Source organism: Ruegeria sp. YTSA108 (assembly GCF_059610185.1).
Genome location: NZ_JBXWND010000016.1, coordinates 38,320 through 62,206, shown reverse-complemented (window position 1 = coordinate 62,206; position 23,887 = coordinate 38,320). Strand labels below are relative to the sequence as shown.

Genomic DNA, 23,887 nt, shown 5'->3' with positions numbered 1-23,887 from the left:
GCCGCCCTTCATGCCAAAGTTCGGGCCCAGCGAAGCCTCACGGATACAGATCATCGCGTTCTTGCCGATCCGGTTCAGACCGTCACCCAGACCCACAGTCGTCGTCGTCTTGCCCTCACCCGCAGGCGTCGGGTTGATCGCCGTCACCAGAATCAGCTTGCCGTCCTCACGGCCCTGAACCGAATTGATGAAGTCCTGGCTCACCTTTGCCTTGTCATGGCCATAGGGCAGAAGATCAGCAGATTCGATGCCGATCTTCGCACCAATCTCCTGAATCGGCTTCTTCTTCGCCTCACGCGCAATTTCGATGTCAGATTTATAGCTCATTGGGTTTCGGTCTCCCTGCATAAAATAGGCCAATAGTGTTCCAACCAGAACGGCAAGGAGCCGAACCAGATTCGCATATATTTTTCTTTAAAGTAAATATTTATTCCCTAGGGTCAATATGCGAGTTTAACACTCCCTGAAAGTGCTACTCGATTCATCATTAGGAAACAGAGGCTGGCCACAGCGATCAGGCGTATCTTTTCCGACCCGCGCTGAGACCAAGCAACCAATCTTCAACGATGCGCTGCTCTGGGAAAGCTTTGTGAAGAGGCCTTTTTAACAGGTAGTATCCGGACTGTGTTCGCACTGATGCGCCCTGAACCGGTCTGACCAAGGTGCCGCTTTCAAGCAATGGGTCAACAAGATGGGCCCAACCCAATGCAATTCCCAGTCCATCGACAGCTGCTTGCACTGACAACGGATAGGTATTGAACTCCACTGCCTGTTCCATCGAGGACGTCGATACCCCATTGCCACTGAACCAAGTGCGCCATGTCATCCACTCTGCATGACCACTGGCGACTTCAATAAGGTCCAGTTCCGGCAGCGCAGATATATCTGCCGCTTTGGGGTTGCTCTTGAGATACTCTGGGCTGCAGACCGGAAATACGGTTTCTCCGAACAAAAGCTGTGCCTCGTATCCCGGCCAATCGCCATCTCCACGCAGTATCGTCAAGTCCATCGAATCCGACAGGCACTCTGCGTCGCTGTCAGAAGAGACCAGCGAAATACGGATGCGGCCATTTGATTTGTTGAACTTGCGAAGTTGCGGCATCAGCCAAAGAGACGCGACAGAGTTGGTGGCGGAGATCGATACCGTGTTGGCCTGATGTTTGGCCAGCATATCCCGGCTGACATCCCGCATCAGGTCCAGCGACTTCTCCACGGTTGCCAGCAGGATGGCCCCTTGTTGGGTAAGCGAAACAGATCGGTGCCCTCGCACAAACAACGGCACATCATAGTGTTGCTCTAGCAACCGCACTTTGCGGCTGATCGCCGTTTCAGAGATGTTCAGAACCTTACTGGCCTGCGCAAAGCTCTGCGCCTTTGCGGCAGCTTCAAACGCCAACAAATAGTCGAGCGGCGGAAGGACTTTCCCTGTGACTGAAGTTTTCTTTGGCATTTCAGAGCGGATTCCCGAACTGGACGTTATAGCGATCGAAAAACATTTGGCCTCATCTGCGGGCAATCGATCAGGCAACTAATTGTTAAGATAGCAAAAAGTCGGGTTAGCCTCAAGAATTTATGGTCAAAGACCCTCAAATTTCTGTTCTGCGTCTGGGGCGATTCTGCGCAGAATGCACAAATTCGGGGCCGGAAGAGTCCACAACCTAAAAAATGAACATCACTCAGGGAGCAAACATGAAACTTACAAACCTCCTTTCTGCTGCAACTTTGGCAGCAGTTGCGGGAACAGGGGCGACTGCAGAAGACAGCAGCGACCCGATCGTGATCCCAATTCACAATTGGTCCAGCCAGATCGTGATGTCGAACGTTGTCGGCCTGATCTTTGAAGAGATGGGCAACAACGTCGAATACGTCACCACCGACAGCCAGGCGGTCTATGAATCGGTGCGCCTGGGCGATGTGGCGTTGGAGATGGAAGTCTGGGAAGGCGCGTTTGGCGCGTCCTACAGGGCGGCATTGGAAAAAGGTGGCCTGCATGACGCAGGCGATCATGACGCCGTTACACGTGAGGATTGGTGGTATCCCATGTGGACCAAGGAATCCTGCCCGGGCCTGCCAGATTGGAATGCATTGAACGACTGCGCACACCTGTTCGCGACAGCCGAAACCGGCGACAAGGGTCGGTATCTGGATGGTCCAGTTGACTGGTTGAAGCATGGTAAAGAACGCGCCGAAGCACTTGATCTGAACTTTACCGTGATCAATGCGGGTTCCGCCGCAGCCCTTTGGGCCGAGATAGGCGCGGCTGAGGCCGACAAAACACCGGTACTGGTTTTTAACTGGACGCCAAACTTTGCCGAAGCCGTCTGGCCTGGTGAGTTCGTTGAGTTCCCAGCATGGGAAGACGGATGCGACAAAGACCCAGCCAAGGGTCCTAACCCGAATGCGTTGTATGATTGCGGCAACCCCGCCAAAGGTTACCTGAAAAAGGCAGCCTGGGATGGTATGAAAGACAAATGGCCGGCCGCGTATTGCGCCCTGACAGAGATTTCTTTCACCAATCCGCAGATTGCTGAGATGGCGAAGCTGGTCGATACTGATGAGCTTGAACCGGAAGAAGCCGCCGAAGAATGGCTGGACGCCAACCGCGCTGTCGTCGATCCTTGGATCAGTTCCTGCAGCTCATAATCCCGGCTACATCCACCGAAACTGGCGCGGCCTTGACCATCTGATCGATGCAAGGCCGCGCTCAACAAGAAAGTTAGGCAGCCATGTCCGCCACAGCGCCTGTCATCTCAGCCAAAAATGTATGGAAACTGTTTGGGCCCTCGCCAGAGAGCTACCTGAAGTCCATGCCCGCTGGCCGCGGTTTTGATGAAATCCGTGCAGATGGGTATATCGCCGGTGTCAAGGATGTCTCGATTGAGGTTGGCCGTGGCGAAATGCTGGTCATCATGGGTTTGTCAGGGTCAGGCAAGTCGACGCTGGTACGTTGCTTTTCGCGCCTGCACGACATTACAGGCGGAACGATTGAGGTTGACGGTCAGGACATCATGAGCCTGAGCGAGCGCGATCTGATTGAATTGCGCAGAAACAAGATGGGCATGGTGTTTCAGTCTTTCGGACTGCTGCCACATCGCACGGTTTTGGACAACGTGGCCTTTCCGTTGGAAATGCGCGGACAAGATCGTCATGATCGGCGCGAGCGCGCGCTGGAAGTCATCAAGTTGGTGGGCCTTGAAGGTCGGGAAGAATACTTCCCACGGGAATTGAGCGGTGGCCAACAGCAAAGAGTGGGAATCGCCCGGTCGCTCGCCATTGAACCCGATATCTGGTTTCTGGACGAGCCATTCTCGGCGCTTGATCCACTGATCCGCCGCGAAATGCAGGATGAATTCCTGCGATTGCAAGAGATGCTGGGCAAAACCATCGTTTTCATCACGCATGATTTTGACGAAGCGCTACGTCTGGCAGACCGGATTGCAATCATGCGCAACGGCGCGGTCGAACAATGTGACACCCCCGACAAGATTGTGATGAACCCTGCCACCGAGTACGTGGCCAAGTTTACCGAAGATGTCGACAAGGCCCGGGTCGTACATGCCGAAGGCCTGGCAAAACCTGTGAACGGTCATGCCTTGGAGGGCGCACCTATCAATGGTGGATCAACCATTCACGAACTGGCGCGGGTTCTTGTCAACGATAACCGCATTCTTTTGCCGGTGGCGGATGACAAAGGCGTTGTCACCGGTGTTTTGGAACGTGACGCCGCATTGAATGTTCTGCTTGGAGCTGAATGATGGCGGCGCTGTCCACCGAAGTACCGGACACTTCAGACGGGACGTGGGGAAAAACCAGAGTCCTGACTACACTGCTGGCCGCCGCCTTCGTGCTGATCGTTGCCAAAGCTGTCGGAGTTCTGCCCGAATGGCTAAACCGCATCCCCGAAGCCGCGATTCCGCCAACGGCGCAGGTTCTGGATGCAGTCTTCTACTTTATCCAAAATGATCTTGGCCTGATCTATGTCACACGATTTATCGCCGAAGGTCCGCTTGAGTTCCTGCTGGATACGTCAGCGAACCTTCTGGAAGGCAAGCGCCGTTGGCCCAATCTAGGCCCGATCCCATGGTCCGCAATCGCCGCAGTGGCAGCCGTCGTCGGCTACGCCGTAGGTGGTTGGCGTCTGGCCGCATTAGGCGCGGGAACCTTCATCTGGACGGCCGCGATCGGGCAGTGGAAGATCGCCATGCAGACGATGTCTGTCATCGTGGTTGCCGCACCGCTGGCGTTTCTTTTGGGCTTGATACTGGGCATCGCCGCCTGGAAATACCGCTGGTTCGAGCGGATGCTGAAACCCATGCTGTCCGTGCTGCAAACCCTGCCCTTCTTTACGTATCTCTTGCCAGCAGTGATCTTTTTTAAGGTCGGACCGACAGCTGGGGCCGTCGCAACAATTACTTTTGCCATCCCGCCGATGATCCTGATGACCACTCTGGGCTTGAAAAAAGTCAGCCCCGAAGTGATCGAAGCAGGCCAGATGTCTGGATGTACCAAATGGCAGATGTTGCGTCACGTCTACGTTCCAGCCGCGCGGACCGAGGTTCTGGTCGGCGTCAATCAGGTGATCATGTTGTGTCTTGCGATGGTTGTTCTGACCGCCTTTATCGGAATGCCCGGTCTTGGCGCGAAACTGCTGGCGATGATGGGTAGTTTCAAGCTGGGCCGTTCTTTCGAGATTGGCGTAACCATCGTCCTTCTGGCTGTCACGTTGGATCGGATGTCAAAGGCCTGGGTCGTCAAACAGCCAGTGCACTTCGAACGCGGCACCCCATGGTGGAAGCGCCACCAGATTTCGCTGGTCGCACTGGGTCTGTTTGTTGGGTTCACTCTGCTGTCTCAGGTCTTCCCGATCCTGGCCGAAATTGGCCGCAAGCAGCATCTAAGCCAGGGCAAGGAAATCGACGTGGTTATCAAGTCGTTCCTGGCCATCGACATGATCAAAGGGACAACCGAATGGTTGCGCTGGTTTCTGAACGTCAAGGTTCTGATTCCATTCCGGAATACGCTACTCGCCATTCCAACTCCCGCGTTCATCCTTCTGGTTGTTTCCTTTGCTTATTGGGTTGGTGGCCGAAAGCCCGGCATCTACGCAGCAGTCTTCTTTACGATTGTCGCGTTCTCGGGCTGGTGGGATCGGTCGGTTATTACTTTGTATACCGTGATCTCGGCCGTTGCGCTGGCAACCATGATCGGTATCCCCCTGGGCGTTGTCGCTGCGCGGTCCGCGCGTTGGTCCAAGAGCATTTTGCTGGCTTGCGACACTGCGCAAACCTTCCCCAGCTTCATTTACTTGATCCCTGCGATCATGTTGTTCGGGGTCAATGATGTCGCGGTTGTGTTCTCGATTCTGATCTTCGCCGCCGTCCCGCTGATCCGGTACACCATTATTGGCCTCAGCAACGTGCCGCCGGAAATGACCGAGGCAGCAGATATGTCCGGCTCGACCCGCCGGCAAAAACTTATGTCGGTACAGTTCCCTCTGGCGCTGCCAACTATGGCGGTCGGGTTTAATCAAGCCATCATGTTCGCCTTCTTCATGGTCATTATCGCGGCCTTCATTGGAACGCAGGATCTGGGGCAGGAACTTCAACGAACTCTGGCAGGTACCGAACTGGGCAAGAACTTTGTGCTCGGCATGAATGTCTCGCTGATGGCGCTTACCTTCGACATGGCGATCAGCAGTTGGGCTGATCAGCGCAAAAAGCGGTTGGGGCTCGACTAAGATGGCACAAAAACAGAGCGCACGCACCGTTATCCGCTTCGATGACCCCGGATTTGTCCGGATGCGGATGGACGGCCTGCCCGATGCGCAGGTCTGGTGGAAGAATATCAGTTTCGATGAAGAAACCGGACAAGGCAGCTATCTGATGAAGATGGCGCCAGGCACACGTTCGAACCCTCATGTCCATTACGGGCCGGAAGAGTTCTTCGTGCTTGAGGGCGATCTGACCGACCACGACGGGTTTCGATATCGCAGCGGCGATTTTGTCAGCCTTGCTGCCGGGTTCAGCCACTATTCGCGAACCGAGGCGGGATGCCTCTTGGTGGTCACCCATCGCGGTGCAACCGAAGCCATTCAGGAAAACACACTATGAATGTGAAGCCGGCCTTCGAAGTTCCATTCGAACGCAGCGGGGTTCTGGTCCCCGGCCTTCCGATCCTGCCGCATGGAACGGAACGCCACCCGATCCCCGGAATGGGGTCGCGCGCGGTACCGGTGTCCAAGGGCGATACCATCACGCTGCTGGACCGCGATGGGATGCAACCGGCTGAGATGGTCTTCTTTTCTCCTGACCGAAGCTCCGATGCAGCCATGCTGGGCACTCAGGGGCATGGACGGCCCGAAGGTTTGATCACAACCCTCGCAAATGGATCAGCATCTGGCAAAAAAGTTCTGCGTGCATTGGAAATCGCGGGCTTCGACATCGGAAAAGGTGACGCGATCCGGGCGTTTACCGACGGGTCGCGCCCCGGTGACATGGTGCATTTCGTCGCTGAACGTGATGGCCTTCTGATCGTGGCTGCACCCGGCAAGGCAATGCGTCCCGAAGATAACAACCCTCCCACAGATATCATCCTGTACATTCAGCGCTCTGCACCCGGTTTGGAAAAGCCCGATATCGGACCACCCGATCCGCTGGCCGATCCGCTTAAGGATTTCAATATTCAGCCGGGAAATGCGCACTCATACGAAGTGAAGGCCGGTGAATTCATCCAGATCGTCGATATTCGTGGCCGAGAGTGTTCCGATTTTCAGGCATTCAGCCGCCGCGCACTGGATCAGGGGATCGAGCGTGAAATCGACCCGACAACAACACGCAGCCTGATGGGCAGCTTGTATCCTCAACCCGGGATTTTCTCAAAGTACTGGTCAGTAGATCAAGAGCCTCTGATCGAAATCGTTCAAGATACCTGTGGGCGCCATGACACGTTCGGTCTGGCCTGTACGGCGCGATATTATGAAGACCTTGGCTATCCCGGCCATGTGAATTGTTCGGACAATATCAACAAGGATCTGGACCAATATGGCATCAAGCCGCGCGGTGGCTGGCCAGCGATTAACTTCTTTTTCAACACGATGCTGGATGACACCAACGCCATTGGCATGGACGATCCGTGGTCGCGACCCGGTGACTTCGTCCTGCTGCGCGCCCTGACCGATCTGGTTTGCGTCAGCACCGGCTGTCCCTGCGATATCGACCCGGCAAATGGCTGGAATCCAACAGACATTCAAGTGCGAACCTATAAGGCGACCGAGGATTTCAAGCGGTCCTATGGCTATAGAAAATCTGCGGAGGCGGATGTGGAAGAAACTAAAAAAACAGCATTTCACGACTGCTTTGCACGGCACACCCGTGATTTCTTAGAATACAATGGCTATTGGCTGCCCAACACGATGACCAATCATGGCGCGATTGCCGAATATTGGGCTTGCCGGGACAAGGTTGCTGTCATGGACCTCAGCCCGCTGCGCAAATACGAAGTCGTGGGACCTGACGCCGAAGAACTGATGCAGCTTTGCGTGACCCGCAACATGAAAAAGTTGAGCGTTGGTCAGGTCGTTTATACGGCCATGTGCTATGAGCACGGCGGTATGATCGACGATGGCACCGTCTACCGGTTGGGTGAGACGAACTTCCGCTGGATCGGTGGGAATGACACCAGCGGGTTGTGGCTGCAGGAACAGGCGCTCAAACGCAATATGAATGTCTGGGTGCGCAACTCTACGGACCAGTTGCACAACATTGCAGTTCAGGGGCGGCATAGCCGCGACATACTTTCCAAGATATTCTGGACACCGCCTCAGCAACCAACGATCGACGAACTGCCGTGGTTCCGGCTTTCGGTCGCGCGGGTTGGTGATGTGCAGGGGACTTCTGTTGTAATTTCTCGGACCGGCTATTCTGGAGAGCTTGGGTATGAAATCTTCTGCCACCCCAAGGATGCCGTCGAAATCTTTGATCGTGTCTGGGAGGTGGGCCAAGAGTATGGCATTGCGCCTCTGGGCCTGGCCGCATTGGACATGTTGCGGATCGAGGGCGGTCTGATCTTTGCCGGGTCAGAATTCGACGATCAGACCGATCCGTTCGAGGCCGGCATCGGCTTTACTGTGCCGCTGAAATCAAAGACCGACGACTTCATTGGGCGGGCGGCGATAGAGGAGCGCAAGGCCCACCCACACCGCAAACTGGTTGGATTTGAGATCGAAGGGGGTACGGTCCCCTCACCCGGTGACTGCGTGCGCGTTGGGAAAGCGCAGGTCGGAGAGATTACCAGCGCGATGAAATCACCCATCCTCGGCAAGGTCATCGCTTTGGGTCGGATTTCGGTTACCCATGCCATCGTTGGAGCGGACATCGAAATCGGGCAGCTGGACGGCCAACAAAAGCGGTTGAAAGCCAAGATCGTGCCATTCCCGCATTTCGATCCAACAAAGGAACGTGTGAAGGGAATGTACGCAGAAGCGACGGTTCCGAACGCTGCAGAATAGCGACGGTGGTGTGACATTAACTTCTACCCGACCAAGGAATGCTGATGCTCGGACCTCATGCAACTCGAGTGGTGGCATTCCAGGTCAAATGCCTCTGGGCAGTGATATCGGATTGTTAAGGCTGAGCGGTCGGCCACGAACCACTGCAAGCCTTATTGCTTGGGTACCAATCAAAATAGTCTTTTGCTTCAGTGAGCTTTCGAACGCGTGGCTTTGCGCGCTTCCCGAGTGTGCCACTGAGATTTTGAAACAACAAATTGGATCCGCTGAAATGCCCTGCGGCATCGCCAACAAAGCGTTTCTACCGGATAGCGTAACATGTAGGGGCTAATTCCACTTGTCCTGTCACAGAATTCATCCGCAAAAATTATGAAGTCCATGCCGCATTCGCGAGCAAGTTTGGTGAGAATGCTAACCCACCGCCAAACGGTCCTGCATCCTGTCCGAGGCCATCGCGGACAGAGCGACCATTGTTGCGGCTGTTCCCAGAACCATTGCCAAACCACCGATCTGGTAAGTGAGGCCAGACAGCACTGTGCCCAGCAATCGGCCGGCCGCGTTGGCCATGTAATAGAAACCGACATCCATCGTGACCCGCTCGGCCTGAGAAAAGGACAGGATCAGATAGGAGTGCAGCGAGGAGTTCACGGCAAAGATCACTCCAAAGATCAGCAAGCCGATCACCAGCGTAATGGTCAGCCAAGTGGCGGGCCCCGAGGATAAGGCCACAGCGACGGTCAGGGCGGCAGGCACGCAGAACAGGGCTACGGCCCAATCGCGCGCGGCGCGGATCAATTGGGGCTCGGACCGGTCAGAGGCGCGCAGGATCTTCGGGGCGCTGGCCTGAACTGCGCCGTATAGGATGATCCAGGCCGCCATGAATGTCCCGATCATGAAAAAGGCCGCTCGGTTCCCGGTTTCGGACCCGTCGGAAAGCACCGCATAGAAATAGATCGGAATCCCGACCACAAACCACACATCGCGCGCGCCAAACAGAAACAGGCGGGACAGGCACAGCCAGTTGATATTGGGGGATTTCGAAAAAACCTCAGAGAATTTTGCGTCTTTACGCCCTTTGGGCAGGCCCGGCGGCATGAATAGAACGACCGCGATCATGATGACGCCCAGCACCATAGCCATGGCCAGCACCGCCCAGTTAAAGCCAAACGTGGCCAGCAGACCTGCACCCAGCAAAAAGCCCAGCCCTTTGACCGCGTTCTTGGACCCGGTCAGCAGGGCAACCCAGCGAAACAGGCCGCCATCCTCGGTCGGGGCCAGCAGTTTCACGGCGGATTTCGAAGACATCTTGGCCAGATCCTTGGCCACGCCGCTGGCACCCTGAACGATCATGACAAAGGCCACTTTGGCAGGAATTGCCCAATTAGGGTCTAGTTGTGTCAGCAACAGCAACGCCCCCACCTGCAGGCCAAGCCCCGCATAGAGCGTCGAGGTCAACCCGAACCGAGCCGCAATCCAGCCCGCCGCCAGATTGGTGCCGATACCGGCAATTTCATACAGAACAAACAGATAGGCCAGCTGGACCGGCGAGAAGCCCATCGTATGAAAATGCAGCAGCACCAGCATACGAAGCGCGCCGTCGGTCAGCATGAATGCCCAATAGGCTGCCGTGACCGCGATATAGGCCGACAAACCTTCGGGCCGCTGGGTCACAGCGCGGCTCCGACCATGAGCGCGACGTCGACCAGACGGTGCGCGTATCCCATCTCATTGTCATACCAGGCGTAGATCTTTACCTGGGTGCCGTTCACCACCATGGTCGACGGGGCATCGATGATCGAAGAACGCTGGTCATTGGTATAGTCTGTCGAGACCAGAGGGCGGGTCTCATAGCCCAGAATACCCTTCAAATCTCCATCGGCGGCTTCTTTGAAAAACGCGTTGACCTCTTCGACGGTTGTTTCCCGCTCCACTTCGAACACGCAATCGGTCAGCGAGGCATTCAGCAGCGGCACCCGGACCGCGTGGCCGTTCAACCGGCCTGTTAGCTCGGGGTAGATCAGGGTGATTGCCGTGGCCGAGCCGGTGGTGGTTGGGATCAGCGAATTCAGGGCCGAGCGCGCGCGGCGCAGGTCTTTGGCGGGTCGGTCCACGATGGTCTGCGTATTCGTCACATCATGGATCGTGGTCATCGACCCGTGCCGAATGCCCAGATTTTCGTGGATCACCTTGACCACCGGCGCCAGGCAGTTGGTGGTGCAGGACGCAGCCGTCACGATGTGATGCGCGCTCGGATCATATGTACCTTCGTTCACGCCCATCACGATATTGGCGGTCGGGCCATCCTTGACCGGTGCCGAGACGACAACCTTCCTGACGCCTGCATCAAAATATGGCGCCAGCTTGGTCTCGGTTTTGAAGGCGCCAGTGCAGTCAATCACCACGTCGACCCCGTCCAGTGGCAGCGCGTTCAGGTCGCGGGTACCGACAAACGGCAAGCGCATACCCTCTATGGTGACGCTGTCTTTGTCATAGTCAAAATCTGCTTCCCAGCGTCCATGAACCGTATCAAATTCCAGCAAATGTGCGTGCATTTCAGGATCACCGATCCCGTCATTGATCCAGGCGATCTTTGCGCCTTTCTCCAATAGTGGTTTCAGGGCCAGCTTGCCCATCCGGCCAAGGCCATTCACAGCGTAGGTTGTCATGTCATGTCCTCGTCAGATGTTCTGGCAATATCGTCGACAGCAGATTGCAAGGCGATCCGGTCGAGGCTTTCGACCGGCAGCGAGGTAAAGGCCTCGATCCTGCGCCTGAGCGAACCATAGGCGTTCTGGAAGGCCAGGCTTTTTTCAGCCTTCGTGCCTGTCGCCATGACCGGGTCGACCACGCCCCAGTGACCGCTGATCGGCTGGCCATCCCAGGCCGGGCATTCCTCATTCGCGGCCTGATTGCAGACGGTAAAGACAAAATCCATCTCGGGCACGTCAGAGGTGGCAAATTCTGAGATATGTTTCGAGCGCAGAGCCGAAACATCATGCCCTTTGTCCTTAAGGACCTGCACCGCTATAGGGTTGAGCCCGGATGAAGGCTGCGTTCCCGCAGAATATGCGTTGAAACGCTCACCCGCCAGCGCGCGAAGGATAGATTCAGCAAATATCGAACGGGCGGAATTGCCAACGCACAGGAAAAGAACGTTATATTTTCGGTCCGCTGATCTGTCGCTTTCCCAGCCTGACGGGATACAGATTTCGGGGCGTCCGCGGCAGCAATCGTTCAGTAGGTAATCCAGCATCTGCTGCACATTCTGCATCTCGATCGAGTAGAGCAAAGAGGTACCAGACCGATTCTGCCGGACCAGCCCCGCCTGTCGCAACGCGTTCAGATAGTTCGATAATGTGTTGGGCTTGATCCCCAGCCCCAAGGCAAGCTCTCCGGCCGGGACAGCGTCAGGAAAGCGTCGCATCAACATGCGAAACACTGAAAGCCGTTGCGGGTGACCCAAAGTCGCCAGTTGTTCTGTTGCTATTATTTCCATATTTCATGAAATATAGAAATATATAACTGCAGTCAACCCGGTTCCGATTTCCAGTGCGCGCCGGACCCTCAATGAACGGTGATAACAAAATGCGGAAACAGGTGCTTCTGAGGTCATGAAACCCGGGGTTTCACCGCTTGCAAGCACCCGCACGAGGGTTTAAATGAGCCTCGCTTGCCTCAATAGCTCAGCTGGTAGAGCAGGTCCTTCGTAAGGACAAGGTCGGGGGTTCGAGTCCCTCTTGAGGCACCATTTACATTCAGAGGCTAACAGAAGTCGCAAACCCTTGAACGTAAAGTGATTTCTGCAGTTCGAAGGGTTTTGTCCCGCCAACTTGCCGTTTGGATTCTCACACCCGTAATTGGACGAAGGTGACATCGAAGCAGCCATCGCCGATAAGCTACAATCGCCACGGATCTCCTCGGCAGATCATTGCACATGCGGTGTGGTTATACGTTCGCATCAATCTGATCCTGCGTAACGCGTTGGTGCTATGTAAAAAGTGGTGAGCCGTGCAGGATTCGAACCTGCGACCCACTGATTAAAAGTCAGTTGCTCTACCAACTGAGCTAACGGCCCACTCTTTTGTTTGGATCCTTTGGATCCGTGGCGCTCTGTAAGGCATTTTCCCGACTGGGTTCAAGACCTTATTTCACACCTCGTTACGCCTGTAGTTTCTTTCGAAACGGCGTCCCGATAGGCGGCCTACTTAGGCAGGTGGCGCAAGGGGGTCAACCCCTTTTTTCACGAATCTGCGCCACAGGGTGGATTCCCATCCGCAGCAACGTTATATGCCCGCCATGCAAGGAATTCAGAACACCGGATTGCCCTTTATGAAGATGCATGGGCTGGGCAATGACTTTGTCATTGTGGATGCGCGCGCGCATGAGGTCGGGGTGACACCAGCCTTGGCTCAAGCCATTGGGCATCGGCAATTTGGGGTCGGCTTTGATCAGCTCGCCGTCATCGAAAACGGCGCATCAGATGCCCATCTGGTGTTCTACAACGCCGATGGCTCGACCTCGGCCGCCTGTGGCAATGCCACCCGCTGTATCGCGCGGTTTCTGATGGAGGAAACCGGCAAACAGACCCTGACCCTGACCACCGAGCGGGGAACGCTCTATGCAAGCGATGCGGGGGACAGGCTGACTTCGGTTAATATGGGACTGCCGCAGCTGAACTGGCACGAGATTCCACTGACCGAAGACGTGGACACCTTGGAACTGCCGATCGAAGGCGCCCCAACCGCCACCGGCATGGGAAACCCGCATTGCACCTTCTTTGTCGACAATGCCGAGGCGATTCCGCTGGCAGAGTTCGGCGCACGGTATGAATATCATCCGCTCTATCCAGAACGGACCAATGTACAAGTGGCACAGCTGATCGGTCCGGATCATATCCGCATGCGCGTATGGGAACGGGGCGTTGGCATCACCCTGGCCTCTGGCTCTTCGTCCTGCGCAACGGCCGTGGCCGCAGCCCGGCGCGGCCTGACCGGACGCAAGGTTCAGATCGAGCTGGACGGCGGCACGATTTGGATTGATTGGCGCGACGATGGCGTCTGGATGACCGGCCCTACCGCCCATGTCTTCTCAGGCCTGCTGACGCCGGAATTCCTGAGGTCGCTGGGATGAACCCGCCCAAATTCGCCACGCTGGGCTGCCGCCTGAACGCCTATGAGACCGAGGCGATGAAAGAGCTGTCGCAACAGGCCGGTCTGACCGATGCGGTGGTGGTGAACACCTGCGCCGTGACCGCCGAGGCAGTGCGCAAGGCCCGGCAGGAAATCCGCAAACTGCGCCGCGAAAACCCGAATGCCCGGCTGATTGTGACCGGCTGCGCTGCGCAGACAGAACCGCAGACCTTTTCCCAGATGGAAGAGGTCGATGCCGTCATTGGCAACACGGAAAAGATGCGACCCGAAACCTGGAAAGGTATGGCGGCGGATTTCATTGGTGAAACCGAGGCCGTCCAGGTTGATGACATCATGTCGGTTACCGAAACCGCTGGCCACCTGATCGACGGGTTTGGCACTCGGTCCCGCGCCTATGTACAGGTTCAGAATGGCTGTGACCACCGCTGTACCTTCTGCATCATCCCATATGGCCGCGGTAATTCGCGCAGCGTCCCCGCGGGCGTTGTTGTGGACCAGATCAAGCGTCTGGTCGATAAGGGCTATAATGAGGTCGTTCTGACCGGCGTCGACCTGACCTCATGGGGGGCTGACCTGCCTGCCCAGCCAAAGCTGGGTGATCTGGTTATGCGCATCCTCAAACTGGTGCCCGATTTGCCGCGCCTCCGGATCAGCTCGATCGATTCGATCGAGGTCGATGAAAACCTGATGCAGGCCATTGCCACAGAACCCCGCCTGATGCCTCACTTGCATCTGTCGCTGCAGCATGGCGACGATCTGATCCTGAAGCGGATGAAACGCCGCCATTTGCGTGACGATGCGATCCGCTTTACCCAAGAGGCCCGCAAACTGCGCCCCGAGATGACCTTTGGCGCTGACATCATCGCCGGTTTCCCGACCGAGACCGAGGCCCATTTCGAAAACTCGCTAAGGCTGGTTGCCGATTGCGATCTGACATGGCTGCATGTCTTCCCCTACTCCAAACGCGAAGGTACACCCGCTGCCCGCATTCCGCAGCAGGTCAACGGCAATGTCATCAAAACCCGCGCCGCCCGTCTGCGTGCCGCTGGCGAGGTGCAGATTGCCAAGCACCTGACCGCCCAGGTTGGCAAGATACATCACATCCTGATGGAAAACCCGCATATGGGCCGGACCGAGCAGTTCACCGAAGTCACGTTCAAAACCGCTCAATCCGAAGGGCAAGTCGTGACCGCCACCATCACCGGCCGCTCCGCAACACAGCTCAGCGCCTGATCCGCCCCTTCCACCCCCAAGCAACAAAAAAACCCCCGCTGCCAGTGGCGCGGGGGTTTCTAACTTTTCTGGAAAGGCGCTTAGTGTTTCTTCTTGCCTTTAACGCCTGCCCACAGACGCTTGTTGACCAGGTACAGCAGGACCGACAGAAGCGTCAGGAAGACAACACCGACAAAGCCCGAATACTTACGCTCCATCATCTTCGGTTCAGCCGTCCACATCAGGAAGGCTGCAACGTCTTCCGACATATGCTCGACGTCATTTGCGTGGCCATCGGCAAACTCGACCTGCTCATCCGCCAAGGGTGGCGCCATCGAAATCCAACCACCGGGGAAGGCGGTGTTTTCGTACAGAACCGATCCGGCCTCTTCTTTTGTCTCACCGGTATATCCGGTCAAAAGTGAGGCGATATATTCCGGCCCGCCCATACCTTTGACCAGCTGATTGATCCCGGTTCCATAAGGGCCATGGAACCCGGCGCGGGCCTTGGCCATCAGGCTTAGGTCCGGCGCATTTTGCGAGTTATTGGTCGGAAAATGATCTGTTGGCTTCAAAATGCGAAGCTCTTCAGTATCCGGATCAAAAAGCGCCGCTCTGTTAGGCTCTTCGTCGAACACAACGAACTGAGAAGCATAAGCGATAACTTCCTCTTCGGAATAGCCCAGGTCTTCCAGCGTCCGCAGCGGCACATATTTCAGACCGTGGCAGGCGGCGCAGACGTCGGTATAGATCTGAAGGCCGCGCTGCAGCTGGTGCTTGTCCCAGGTGCCAAACGGCCCTTCGAACGAAAACTGGAAATCCTCGATATGCTGCTCGCCGCCGCCTGCCGCGTGGGACGCGACAGGAGCAAGGGCGATGGCAAACGCGGCACCGATTGCAAGTTTCTTGAACATGTTTCCGGTCCCTCTTCTTACTCGGCCGGCGTGGCGTCGGCGTCAGCCTTGCCATAATGCGCGTTGAAGTCTTCTTCGATGGTTTCCGGCTGTGCATCGGGTTTTTCGATGACACCCAGAACCGGCAGGATCACGAAGAAATAGCCGAACCAGTAGGCCGATGCGATTAACGAGAAAGTCGCATAGGGCTCTTCTGCGGGCATCGCACCCAGCCACATCAGGGCAAAGAAGTCGACGATCAGCAGGTAGAACCACCATTTGAACATCGGCCGGTATTTACCCGAACGTACGGTCGACGTGTCCAGCCACGGCGCCAGAGCCATAGCCAGGATCGCACCAAACATCGCCAGAACACCAAAGAACTTGGCGTCAATGATGCCGCCGGTGATGAAGCTGGCGAATTGAACAACCCAGACCTCGCCGGTAAAGGCACGCAGGATCGCGTAGAACGGCAAGAAGTACCATTCGGGCACGATATGTGCCGGTGTTACCAGCGGGTTGGCTTCGATGTAGTTATCCGGGTGGCCCAGATAGTTCGGCATGAAACCAACAATCGCCCAGAACACAACCAGGATGACCGCCAGTGCGAATAGGTCCTTGATCACGAAGTAAGGCCAGAAGGGCAGCGTGTCTTTCTCAGCCTCGGCTTTCGAACCGCGGCGAACCTCAACACCTGTCGGGTTGTTGTTGCCGGTGGTGTGGAAAGCCCAGACATGCACGATGACCAGCGCCGCAATTACAAAGGGCAGCAGGTAGTGCAGCGAGAAGAAGCGGTTCAGCGTGGCGTTGTCCACAGCCGGTCCGCCCAGCAGCCAAGTCTGGATCGCGTCACCCACAAACGGTATCGCACCAAACAGGCCGGTGATCACGGTCGCACCCCAGAAGGACATCTGACCCCAGGGCAGAACATAGCCCATAAAGGCAGTGCCCATCATACAGAGATAAATCAGCATCCCGATGATCCACGTAACCTCGCGCGGGGCTTTGTACGAGCCATAGAACAGGCCGCGGAATATGTGGATGTATACCGCGACAAAGAACAGCGATGCGCCGTTCATGTGCAGATACCGCAGCATATAGCCGCCATTCACGTTGCGCATGATGTGCTCGATGCTGGCAAAGGCCAGATCAACATGCGGAGTGTAGTGCATCACCAGAACGATACCGGTGACAATTTGCAGGACCAGGCAAAACGCCAGGACGATGCCCCAGATCCACCACCAGTTCAGGTTCTTGGGGGTTGGGATCATCAGGGTGTCATAGATCAGGCCGACGATGGGCAGGCGGCTGTTCAGCCACTTCTCGCCACTTGTCTTCGGCTCATAGTGATCGTGGGGAATTCCGGACATCTGGGTCTCCCTTAGCCGAGTTTGATGGTGCTGGCGTCCGTCCACTCAGCGGGCGGAACGGGCAGGTTTTCAGGTGCAGGACCTTTGCGGATACGGCCAGCCATATCGTAATGCGAACCGTGGCAGGGGCAGAACCAGCCGCCAAAGTCGCCAGCATCGCCCAGCGGGACACAACCGAGGTGAGTACAGACGCCCATCTGGACGATCCAGGCACCTGCGGCTTCGCCTTCCGGCGACGGCATCACGCGGTTTGCATCCGTGGCCGGTGCATCAGCATTCAGATTGAAGTTACGGGCCAGCGGGTCAGGCAGGGCATCCACGCCATCGGCGTCCTGCTTCTGCGCTTCGTCGATTTCGACACCGGTGCGGTGACGGATGAACACGGGTTTGCCCAACCATTTGACGGTCAGCTGGGTTCCGGGCTCGACACCGCTCACATCCACGCGGATCGAGGACAGGGCCTGAACGTCTGCCGAGGGGTTCATTTGGTTGATCAGGGGCCATACGGCTGCACCCGTCGCAACGACACCTGCGCCGCCTGCGACGTAGTAGAGGAAATCTCTGCGGGTGCCTTCGTGGTCTTCTGCGTGGGACACGAGGTTTTCTCCGATTCCGGCGCCCGGCAATACCGGGCAAACATGCATCAGCACCGCATCAAAGCGGCGTCTCATCGCGGCTATCTATCCGGGAGAAATCGGTTCGTCCAGCGGTCATAGGCGCGCACTACGCCGCATCTTGGCATTCATGTCACAACGAAAGGCGTTTTTTTCAAGGGATGGGCCGGATTACCCGTGAAGGTTTGCCCTGCCGCGCGGGTGGTTCACGGAGTGATTCGGATGGCAACCAGGCAACGAAAACACCCTCACAACACAGAACCGAAGACTGTTGACCGGCGAAGATCTGCAAAATTCTGACCTGATTTTGCCACGCAAAAATCCACTTCGATTGAATCTACCTTGGCTAAAATAATGAGTTAAAAATAGATATTTTTCAACACACTAGACGAGTCTCAATTCGATTGCACATTTGGCTGGAATGTCCCAAGGGCCTGTAACAGGACCAACCTTAACGGGATTTTTCCATGCCAAAGCTTTTTACAGCCACTCTAACCTTCGCCCTGACCCTTTCATCGCAATCCATCGCCGCCGGCGATCCGGCAAAGGGGGAAAGCCTCTACAATCGGTGCTCTTCGTGCCATGCAATTATCAAAGATGGAAAAGTTCTGGTCAAAGGCGGCATCACCGGGCCGAATCTCTATGGGGTCGTAGGCCGGGTGGCCGGAACAGAAACCGATTACCTGAACGGAAGCGAACGCCTACCAATCGGGATGTACACCGATGACATGATCCGTGCTGGCCAGGAAGGGCTGGTCTGGACACAGGAAAACATCGTCGAATATTCGCAGGACCCGATTGTTTTCCTGAGGGATTATCTGGATGACGAAACCGCCCGTCCGAACATGAGCGTCAAACTGAAAAAAGGGGCTGAGGATGTCGCCGCTTATCTGGCGACCTTCAGCAACTGACCAGCCCGTCCGCTCACCTAGACCGCATGAGCGCGGCGAGGTGAGTGGTCTCGCTTCCGAACCCGTCTACCGCCACATGATCTGCGGCGGCTAGACGGACATCGTCCGGCTTGTTCTGGTTCAGCTTCCAGGTGCCCTGAATGTCATCTACCTGCAACTTGCAGGGCACAATCATGCGCATCATCTTGTCCAGAGCCTCCGCGCTCATCTTGCTGGCGCTCCAGGGTGGCTTGGGGTTCAACCGGCGCTCATAAAAATCCGACTGACGATCGAGTAAATCGCGCAACGCGTCCTGCGGAAGAAGCGAAAGCGTTCCGGTCAGGTGCACCGCCACATAGTTCCAAGTGGGCACCTGATCCTCAATCCCGTACCAGTCGGGCGAGATATATCCGTCAGGCCCTGATACAGCGATTCGAACCGTGCGCGGTTCATTCAATGCCCGGACGATCGGATTGGACCGCACCAGATGCAGCGATGCTTCTGCGCCATCTTCTGACAACAGAAACGGCACATGGCTAAGCAAAGGCCCTTGGTCCGCTGACAAAGCCAAAACACCAAATGCGCGCTCGCGCGCAAAAGCAATATGACGGTCACGATCCTCGGCGCGGAAGGCGGGATTGGGGTGCATTGCGGTCCTCCTGCAAAAGCTCTTGCAGAACCGCGCACCTATTGGCAAGGTGCGCCTCGTTCTCAGGGCGGGGCGGAATTCCCCACCGGCGGTATGCGGGCGATAACCCGTAAGCCCGCGAGCGGCCCCTTTTCGGGGTGTCAGCAGATCTGGTGAGAGGCCAGAGCCGACGGTTACAGTCCGGATGAAAGAGAACGTGCAGTGTGCCGGTAACCCCGCGCGCCTGCTCGTGATCGCCTTGGGTGACGTGTCATGTCGTGCTGGCAGCGAAAAGTGGGAACCGGTTTTCGCAACCGCCAGCAAACCACCAAACCGGAAGGAGATCTTGATGACACACACCCGTTATGCGTTTGTTAAGGCCAGCTGGCATGCCGATATTGTCGACCGTGCACTCGACGGGTTTCTGGAATTGATACCCGCCGATCAGGTGGACGTGTTCGACGTTCCAGGCGCGTTCGAAATGCCCCTGCTGGCCCGCGATCTTGCCCAGACTGGGCGCTATGCAGCTGTGACCTGCGCGGCCTTTGTGGTGGATGGCGGCATCTACCGGCATGATTTCGTGGCGCAAGCTGTGGTCGATGGGCTGATGCGCGCAGGTCTGGATACCGGTGTTCCGGTTCTGTCTGTTTCGCTGACGCCGCACCAGTATCAAGAGACGGACCACCACAATACCATCTACCGCGCGCATTTCGTGGATAAGGGGCGCGAGGCGGCACAGGCGGCGTTGAAAATCACCGCCATGCGGACGCAGCTGTCCTCGGCGGCTTGACCGGAAAGGGTTGGGGTGCTGGGCCCCAACCGCAAATCCGCTTGAGGCTACGGGCCTTGCCCGCTAATCACGATGCTCAGAAGGAGCACGCCTTATGTCGATGAACAGCTTTGGCCATCTTTTCCGCGTCACCACCTGGGGTGAAAGCCACGGGCCCGCCTTGGGTGCCACTGTTGATGGCTGCCCGCCGGGGGTGACCATCGACGCAGAGGTGATCCAGCACTGGCTGGACAAGCGCAAACCAGGACAGAATAAATACACCACCCAGCGGCGCGAGCCCGATCAGGTGAAAATCCTGTCCGGCGTGTTCGAAGGGCAGACGACCGGAACTCCGGTCCAGCTGATGATCGAGAACACCGATCAGCGGTCAAAAGACTACGGCGATATCATGGAAAAGTTCCGCCCGGGCCATGCTGATATCACCTATTGGCAAAAATACGGTATCCGCGATTATCGCGGCGGTGGCCGCAGTTCGGCGCGCGAAACCGCCTCGCGCGTTGCCGCCGGGGGCCTGGCCCGCGAAGCGATCAAGCAGATCGCGCCGAATGTGCAGATCACCGGGTACATGACCCAGATCGGCCCGCATAAGATCGACCGCACGAATTTCGATTGGTCACAGATTGAACAGAACCCATTCTGGACGCCCGATGCGACAGCCGCTGAAGATTGGGCCGCCTATTTAGACGGGTTACGCAAGTCCGGCAATTCGGTCGGAGCAGTGGTTGAGGTCGTTGCGCGTGGTGTCCCTGCCGGGATTGGTGCGCCAGTTTATGCCAAGTTAGACACTGATCTGGCCGCCGCGATGATGTCGATCAACGCTGTCAAAGGTGTTGAGATCGGCGAAGGCATGGCCGCCGCTGAACTGACCGGCGAGGCCAATGCCGATGAAATCTTCATGGGGCAGAATGGCCCGCAATACAGCTCGAACCACGCAGGCGGCATACTGGGCGGGATTTCGACCGGGCAGGATATAGTCGTACGCTTTGCGGTCAAACCGACCTCGTCGATTCTGACCACGCGCAAAACGATCACCAAGTCTGGAGAAGAGACCGAGATCATCACCAAAGGCCGCCATGACCCTTGTGTCGGCATCCGTGCGGTTCCGGTTGGCGAAGCGATGATGGCTTGCGTAATCCTTGACCACCTGCTCTTGCACCGGGGTCAGATCGGCGAGAACCGTGGCCATATCGGCTGAGCTGCGCGCCCGGCTGCGCGGCATCGTCGCGCAGCGCATGAAAACAGATCCTGCCCATGATCTGGCGCATCTGGATCGCGTTTGGATCAATGTACAGGCCATCGCGGACACGCAAGCAGATATTCGGGTTCTGCTTGCGGCAAGCTATCTTCATGACCTGGTCAACTTGCCCAAAGATGACCCTGATCGTCACCTCGCCTCACGCCAATCTGCGGCTGAATCAGAGCCTATTCTAGCGAAATTGGGGTTTTCTCAGCCTGAAATCGATGCCACTCAACACGCCATCGCCGCACATAGTTTCTCGGCCGGGATACTGCCTGAAACGCCCGAGGCCCGCATCCTTCGCGACGCAGATCGGCTGGATGCGCTGGGGGCCATCGGCATTGCGCGCAACTTCGCTGTTTCAGGTGATCTAGGTCGCGACCTGTATGATCCCGAGGATGCTTTTGCCACTGCCCGCGATCTGAATGATCAGCAATTCTCGATTGATCACTGGAAGGTCAAACTGTTGAGCCTGCCGGCAGACATGCTGACGCCCACCGGGCGCGAATTGGCACAGGCGCGTGTGGCACGGATGATCCGGTTTCTTGAGGCGTTCAGCGAAGAGATCGGCCAACCCCTGCCCGACACGTGGAAATCTGCCTGATTGGTACAATCCAATCGTTGATCTTTCGCAGTCAAAGGCTCAGGTTCTCGGCCAATGGCACAATCCCTGACTTCCCACCGACCCATGCTTGCAGTGGGCCTGAAACTGGCCGCGTTGGTTCTGTTTACCTCAATGTCTGCACTGGTCAAAGCCCTGTCCGAAGATTTCCCGCCCGGCGAACTGGTGTTTTTCCGGTCGCTCTTCGCCATTCCCGTTATCATTGCCTGGTTGCTTTGGCGCGGAGAGCTGGCGCAGGGCTTTGTGGTCAAAAAGCCGATGGGTCATTTCTGGCGCGGCGTTCTGGGCACTAGCGCCATGGGTTTGACCTTTACGGGTCTCAGCCTGTTGCCACTCCCCGAGGTAACAGCGATAGGCTATGCCACGCCGATCTTCACCCTGATTCTAGCCGCGCTGATTCTGGGCGAGCGCATTCGCATGATCCGCATCGGTGCCGTCGCGCTGGGATTGTTGGGCGTGCTGATTATGGTTTGGCCCAGGCTGGGCACCACCCAGATGGAGATGGCAGCCACAATCGGGGCGCTTTGCGTGCTGGCGGCCACACTCGCCCGTGCCTTTGTTCAGATCCATATCCGGCAGTTGGTCAAGGTGGATCACCCGGCCGCGATCGTGTTCTATTTCTCGATGACCGCTACCCTGCTTTCAGCTCTGACCGCGTTTTGGGGTTGGACCATGCCAACACTTAATCAGGCTCTAATTATGATCATAATGGGGTTGATCGGCGGTGTTGCACAGATTCTGGTCACCTCGTCCTATCGCTTTGGTCAGGCCTCAATGCTGGCGCCTTATGACTATACCACCATGCTGTTTGCCATATTCATCGGCTATATCTGGTTTGATGAGCTGCCGACGCTTGCGATCCTGTTGGGTGCGACGCTGGTGATTGCGGGCAATGTGGTCGTGATCTGGCGCGAACACCAGCTGGGGCTGGAACGCGGCAAGGCCCGGTCCCTGACCGATCACAAAGCGTGACTTTACCTTTTTCAATCTTGCCCTAGTTTGGGCCCAACAATCACAGAGGTGCCCGAATGAGCGACGCGCAGGATCACAAAGAAAAGATGCAGCAGGTGCAGGCCAAGCACCGCAAAAAAGTGTCCGAGGCCGTCGACCCGGGCCGTGGTCTGGTGCTGATCAATACCGGCAAGGGCAAGGGCAAATCCTCGGCCGCGTTTGGTGTCGTGATCCGAGCGCTGGGATGGGGTCAGAAAGTTGCCGTCGTACAGTTCATCAAGGGCAAGTGGAAAACCGGTGAGCGACGGTTCTTTGAAGAGCGCGACTTGGTCACCTGGCACACGATGGGCGAAGGCTTTACCTGGGACACTCAGGACCGCGAACGCGATATCGCTGCTGCCAACGCCGCTTTTGACAAGGCGCGGGCACTGATGGAAAGCGGTGAGTATGATCTGGTCGTTCTGGACGAGATCAATATTGCCCTGCGCTATGAATATCTGACTGTCGATCAGGTGATCGACGGGCTCAAGGCGCGGTCTGACAAGACCAGCGTGTTCCTGACTGGTCGCGATGCGCCACAGGCGCTGCGCGACTATGCCGATCTGGTTACCGAAATGACCGAGGAAAAGCACCCGTTTCAAGCCGGGATCAAAGCCCAGCGTGGCGTCGATTTCTAGGATTAGAGTCAGTTTTACAGAGCGGGTAGGCCGGGTTGAGGGAATGCTAGCGCAAGGTTTGATGAGCGGACTATGCGGTCATTGGCAAAACTTTGAAAGCCAGCTTGAATTCCAGACGTAAACTCGACATGGAACCGAAACTAAATGACTTATGAAGAATGTTTGCGGTCCATATATTTCGACTGGGAAAGCTGGTTAATTGCCCTTGTGGCATAGGCTATCTCGCTCACTTTCTGGAAAAACAGTAAGAAGGGCTTGGCCGTCGTGTCTGCTTGTTTCGGTTTGCTGCTAGCCTCTTCATGGGCTTATCTGTACTACGAAATGAATTGCGTGGAACTCATCCGACC

22 protein-coding genes, 2 tRNA genes and 1 riboswitch are annotated in these 23,887 nt (G+C 56.6%); of the genes, 14 read left to right on the top strand and 10 right to left on the bottom strand.

Going from position 1 to position 23,887, the window contains the following annotated elements:
• Positions 1-327, bottom strand: a 327-nt coding sequence (locus AC2FHW_RS17985; protein WP_496822383.1) for a formate--tetrahydrofolate ligase, incomplete at its 3' end; no start/stop codon positions are given.
• A gap of 187 nt (positions 328-514) precedes the next feature.
• Entirely contained in the window at positions 515-1,450 is a 936-nt protein-coding gene (locus tag AC2FHW_RS17980) for a LysR substrate-binding domain-containing protein (protein WP_142640206.1), read from the bottom strand.
• A gap of 239 nt (positions 1,451-1,689) precedes the next feature.
• Between AC2FHW_RS17980 and AC2FHW_RS17975 the strand changes: the two genes are divergently transcribed.
• The 5 genes from AC2FHW_RS17975 to AC2FHW_RS17955 all read left to right on the top strand — a co-directional run bounded on the left by AC2FHW_RS17975 (position 1,690) and on the right by AC2FHW_RS17955 (position 8,506).
• Complete coding sequence (locus tag AC2FHW_RS17975) at positions 1,690-2,643, top strand: ABC transporter substrate-binding protein (protein WP_271951752.1); 954 nt, start codon at positions 1,690-1,692, stop codon at positions 2,641-2,643.
• A gap of 83 nt (positions 2,644-2,726) precedes the next feature.
• A complete protein-coding gene (locus AC2FHW_RS17970) occupies positions 2,727-3,755 on the top strand; it encodes a quaternary amine ABC transporter ATP-binding protein (protein WP_496678879.1) in 1,029 nt (342 codons plus the stop codon).
• Positions 3,755-5,737 (top strand): ABC transporter permease, encoded by a 1,983-nt coding sequence (locus AC2FHW_RS17965; protein WP_271951749.1) that lies wholly within the window; start codon positions 3,755-3,757, stop codon positions 5,735-5,737. Before AC2FHW_RS17970 ends, AC2FHW_RS17965 begins: the two co-directional genes overlap by 1 nt.
• A gap of 1 nt (position 5,738) precedes the next feature.
• Positions 5,739-6,110 carry a cupin domain-containing protein gene (locus AC2FHW_RS17960; RefSeq protein WP_496822381.1) on the top strand — a complete coding sequence of 124 codons (372 nt, stop codon included), beginning with the start codon at positions 5,739-5,741 and terminating at the stop codon, positions 6,108-6,110.
• The gene (locus AC2FHW_RS17955) at positions 6,107-8,506 is read left to right on the top strand and encodes a trimethylamine N-oxide demethylase (RefSeq protein ID WP_496822379.1); all 2,400 of its coding nucleotides are present in this window, start codon (positions 6,107-6,109) and stop codon (positions 8,504-8,506) included. Before AC2FHW_RS17960 ends, AC2FHW_RS17955 begins: the two co-directional genes overlap by 4 nt.
• 411 nt (positions 8,507-8,917) lie before the next feature.
• On the opposite strand, the gene arsJ is transcribed toward AC2FHW_RS17955, so the two are convergent.
• Genes arsJ through AC2FHW_RS17940 form a run of 3 tightly spaced genes read right to left on the bottom strand, consistent with a single transcriptional unit; the run spans position 8,918 to position 12,002 of the window.
• Positions 8,918-10,177, bottom strand: coding sequence for an organoarsenical effux MFS transporter ArsJ (gene arsJ / locus AC2FHW_RS17950; RefSeq protein ID WP_496678877.1), 1,260 nt, complete (start codon positions 10,175-10,177; stop codon positions 8,918-8,920).
• Positions 10,174-11,172 carry an ArsJ-associated glyceraldehyde-3-phosphate dehydrogenase gene (locus tag AC2FHW_RS17945; protein ID WP_271951742.1) on the bottom strand — a complete coding sequence of 333 codons (999 nt, stop codon included), beginning with the start codon at positions 11,170-11,172 and terminating at the stop codon, positions 10,174-10,176. The genes arsJ and AC2FHW_RS17945 overlap by 4 nt, the downstream gene beginning before the upstream one ends.
• Positions 11,169-12,002 carry an arsenate reductase/protein-tyrosine-phosphatase family protein gene (locus tag AC2FHW_RS17940; RefSeq protein WP_271951740.1) on the bottom strand — a complete coding sequence of 278 codons (834 nt, stop codon included), beginning with the start codon at positions 12,000-12,002 and terminating at the stop codon, positions 11,169-11,171. The genes AC2FHW_RS17945 and AC2FHW_RS17940 overlap by 4 nt, the downstream gene beginning before the upstream one ends.
• A gap of 176 nt (positions 12,003-12,178) precedes the next feature.
• Between AC2FHW_RS17940 and AC2FHW_RS17935 the strand changes: the two genes are divergently transcribed.
• Positions 12,179-12,254 (top strand) — tRNA-Thr (locus AC2FHW_RS17935).
• A gap of 251 nt (positions 12,255-12,505) precedes the next feature.
• On the opposite strand, the gene AC2FHW_RS17930 is transcribed toward AC2FHW_RS17935, so the two are convergent.
• Positions 12,506-12,581: transfer RNA gene (locus tag AC2FHW_RS17930), tRNA-Lys, on the bottom strand.
• A 212-nt stretch (positions 12,582-12,793) separates the two neighbouring features.
• On the opposite strand from AC2FHW_RS17930, the gene dapF reads away from it, so the two are divergent.
• Together dapF and mtaB are read left to right on the top strand one after the other, a co-directional pair.
• Positions 12,794-13,636, top strand: a complete 843-nt coding sequence (dapF, locus tag AC2FHW_RS17925; RefSeq protein ID WP_496822385.1) for a diaminopimelate epimerase — start codon at positions 12,794-12,796, stop codon at positions 13,634-13,636.
• Positions 13,633-14,889, top strand: coding sequence for a tRNA (N(6)-L-threonylcarbamoyladenosine(37)-C(2))-methylthiotransferase MtaB (gene mtaB, locus AC2FHW_RS17920; protein WP_496822377.1), 1,257 nt, complete (start codon positions 13,633-13,635; stop codon positions 14,887-14,889). Before dapF ends, mtaB begins: the two co-directional genes overlap by 4 nt.
• 80 nt (positions 14,890-14,969) lie before the next feature.
• Here the strand turns inward: mtaB and AC2FHW_RS17915 are convergent, their stop codons facing one another.
• Genes AC2FHW_RS17915 through petA form a run of 3 tightly spaced genes read right to left on the bottom strand, consistent with a single transcriptional unit; the run spans position 14,970 to position 17,727 of the window.
• Entirely contained in the window at positions 14,970-15,782 is an 813-nt protein-coding gene (locus AC2FHW_RS17915; RefSeq protein ID WP_496822376.1) for a cytochrome c1, read from the bottom strand.
• 17 nt (positions 15,783-15,799) lie between these two features.
• On the bottom strand, positions 15,800-17,131 hold the full coding sequence (petB, locus tag AC2FHW_RS17910) for a cytochrome b (RefSeq protein ID WP_142640230.1): 1,332 nt from the start codon (positions 17,129-17,131) through the stop codon (positions 15,800-15,802).
• A gap of 11 nt (positions 17,132-17,142) precedes the next feature.
• Entirely contained in the window at positions 17,143-17,727 is a 585-nt protein-coding gene (petA, locus tag AC2FHW_RS17905) for a ubiquinol-cytochrome c reductase iron-sulfur subunit (protein WP_142640296.1), read from the bottom strand.
• A 485-nt stretch (positions 17,728-18,212) separates the two neighbouring features.
• Between petA and AC2FHW_RS17900 the strand changes: the two genes are divergently transcribed.
• The gene (locus AC2FHW_RS17900) at positions 18,213-18,656 is read left to right on the top strand and encodes a c-type cytochrome (RefSeq protein ID WP_142640232.1); all 444 of its coding nucleotides are present in this window, start codon (positions 18,213-18,215) and stop codon (positions 18,654-18,656) included.
• A 13-nt stretch (positions 18,657-18,669) separates the two neighbouring features.
• On the opposite strand, the gene AC2FHW_RS17895 is transcribed toward AC2FHW_RS17900, so the two are convergent.
• Positions 18,670-19,284 carry an FMN-binding negative transcriptional regulator gene (locus tag AC2FHW_RS17895; RefSeq protein ID WP_271951721.1) on the bottom strand — a complete coding sequence of 205 codons (615 nt, stop codon included), beginning with the start codon at positions 19,282-19,284 and terminating at the stop codon, positions 18,670-18,672.
• Between the two features lie 54 nt (positions 19,285-19,338).
• Positions 19,339-19,484: riboswitch (FMN riboswitch) on the top strand.
• A 128-nt stretch (positions 19,485-19,612) separates the two neighbouring features.
• Here AC2FHW_RS17895 and AC2FHW_RS17890 point away from each other — a divergent pair.
• The 5 genes from AC2FHW_RS17890 to cobO all read left to right on the top strand — a co-directional run bounded on the left by AC2FHW_RS17890 (position 19,613) and on the right by cobO (position 23,540).
• Positions 19,613-20,053, top strand: a complete 441-nt coding sequence (locus AC2FHW_RS17890) for a 6,7-dimethyl-8-ribityllumazine synthase (protein WP_142640236.1) — start codon at positions 19,613-19,615, stop codon at positions 20,051-20,053.
• Between the two features lie 94 nt (positions 20,054-20,147).
• Positions 20,148-21,248 carry a chorismate synthase gene (aroC, locus tag AC2FHW_RS17885; protein ID WP_271951712.1) on the top strand — a complete coding sequence of 367 codons (1,101 nt, stop codon included), beginning with the start codon at positions 20,148-20,150 and terminating at the stop codon, positions 21,246-21,248.
• Positions 21,232-21,894: an HD domain-containing protein gene (locus tag AC2FHW_RS17880; RefSeq protein WP_271951710.1), complete on the top strand. Its 663-nt coding sequence runs from the start codon at positions 21,232-21,234 to the stop codon at positions 21,892-21,894. The genes aroC and AC2FHW_RS17880 overlap by 17 nt, the downstream gene beginning before the upstream one ends.
• A 54-nt stretch (positions 21,895-21,948) precedes the next feature.
• Entirely contained in the window at positions 21,949-22,884 is a 936-nt protein-coding gene (locus AC2FHW_RS17875; RefSeq protein ID WP_142640242.1) for a DMT family transporter, read from the top strand.
• Positions 22,885-22,940: 56 nt separating this feature from the next.
• Positions 22,941-23,540, top strand: a complete 600-nt coding sequence (cobO, locus tag AC2FHW_RS17870; protein WP_271951707.1) for a cob(I)yrinic acid a,c-diamide adenosyltransferase — start codon at positions 22,941-22,943, stop codon at positions 23,538-23,540.
• Positions 23,541-23,887 lie beyond the last annotated feature (347 nt).